Origin of the sequence: Corynebacterium tuscaniense DNF00037, assembly GCF_000759055.1 — a bacterium.
In the GTDB taxonomy this organism is placed as follows: Bacteria; Actinomycetota; Actinomycetes; order Mycobacteriales; family Mycobacteriaceae; genus Corynebacterium; species Corynebacterium tuscaniense.
In genome coordinates, this window is the sequence record NZ_JRNG01000074.1 from 1 (window position 1) to 1,607 (window position 1,607).

The window sequence follows — 1,607 nt, forward strand, 5'->3', positions numbered from 1 at the left end:
ACCGGCTGGGTTTCTACCGTCCGTTCGCACAGCGGAGAGGGTGTACGGGTGTCTCGCGTTGGATTGAAGTGATTTGCAATCGTCGATGCTGGTACTTCGCACTCGGGATGGTTAGCCCCGACGACTTCGAGCACTACTTCACTCAGACCACCAACGAAGAAGAAACTGCCTAACCAGGAAGTGGCAACACTACGTGTCCACCATATGCGGGCACCCCAGGCGTATGACGATGATGGGGTAATGGCGAGGCCATTCCAGCCCGAGTAGTTCGCCTGGCTCGGTGTCTGAGCTGTCTACCACGTTTTGCCTGTTGCTTATGAGTTGGACTCATCAGTTTGTTCACTGATGGGGAGCAGTTCGGGTATTGGTCCAAAGGGTATTCGTGGAATGTTTTTCTAATGATCGGTGTCGTTTAAGCAGCGGGTTTGAGGGATGTCCACTTTAGTGGACAAAAATAGGTTTCCTGCGTCTTGGAAACGTGGCATTGTTGTTTGTGTCCGACGAGATCCGGACTGACCTGGGGAGCACAACGATCGGGGGTAGCGCAGTATGCACAAGCGGATAACAACTGTCATCACGGCTGTAGCCACTGTGTGCTTACTTTCAAGTTGCACGGCGACGGGCTTATTCGGGCAAGCCGACCAACGGCACGAGACAAGTCCAGTAGAGGATGCACCTACGCCATCGGCGCCTGACGCTGGATCAGACCCCACGCAGGCGGAGGTGCCTGCTTTTCACTTTGCTAGTGGTGATCTCATTCTCGGAGATTTTAACTACGAAGAGATTAAAGACAACTTATTCAATCCCTGCGAGGAGATCACCGAGGAAGAATTCGCGATGGTGGGCTTAGAAAAGGTGGGTCCAAGCACGCCACTACTTGTGGGAGGTGTCGGTTGCGGACTGTTGGATACGAGCGGTGAAAAGTCTGTTGCGATCGGGACGAGCTCGGCGACGAAAGAGTTCATATTCAGTCGCCCTGATTTAGAGGCTCGGTCAGATGTCTCCGAAGTTGTGCCGGGATTAATGCTCTATAGAGGAACTCAGGCAGGCATTATTTCCTGTGTAGCCGCAGTCGACACAGTACGAGGTGAGTTCTCGATTATTGCTGGAGACCTAAAGGCGAGCACTGAATTTGACGAGACATGCTCTTACGCTCAAAAAGTAATGGAAAAGTTTTACTTGCAACGGTAGCGAGATATTGGGGGACAGAATTATGTACTTGGATGTTAATGCAGTCCGGCAAGCCGCGGGTCTGCTTGAGAAAGCTAGTGAGCATTTATCAGGACAATTGCTGCTCGTAGACATGAGTGGGGTCGGTCTCTATTCTTCTGTGTCTGGTTTGGATCAGGCGGGGCGGATGCATCAGGTGATTAGTTCGGTGAGTCAGCCTGAGGCGACGCGGGGGTTGGCGTTGTTTTTGTCGAATGCTGCTGGGTTGTTGCGTGATCAGGTGGATGGGTTTGTTGCTGTTGATGCAGGTATTGGGGAGTCGTTTCGTCCTGGTGGTGGGGATGTGTCTGGGGGTGTGCGTATTTCAACCCCTGATGCGCCTTTAGTCAGTCCGTTTAGTGTTGTTACTCCTGCTGCTGGTCGGCCGTGGAGTTTAG

The 1,607-nt window shown here is 52.5% G+C and carries 2 protein-coding genes; both read left to right on the forward strand.

Features of this window, described 5'->3' with window-relative positions; genetic code table 11:
- Positions 1-549 precede the first annotated feature (549 nt).
- On the forward strand, positions 550-1,191 hold the full coding sequence (locus HMPREF2129_RS10425; protein WP_034666379.1) for a DUF3558 family protein: 642 nt from the start codon (positions 550-552) through the stop codon (positions 1,189-1,191).
- Between the two features lie 22 nt (positions 1,192-1,213).
- A partial coding sequence (locus HMPREF2129_RS11095) for a hypothetical protein (RefSeq protein ID WP_156959288.1) occupies positions 1,214-1,607 on the forward strand: 394 nt, incomplete at its 3' end.

What these genes read in the sequence shown, in the direction of transcription:
- HMPREF2129_RS10425 (WP_034666379.1), top strand. Translation starts at nt 550, where the DNA reads ATGCACAAGCGGATAACAACTGTCATCACGGCTGTAGCCACTGTGTGC.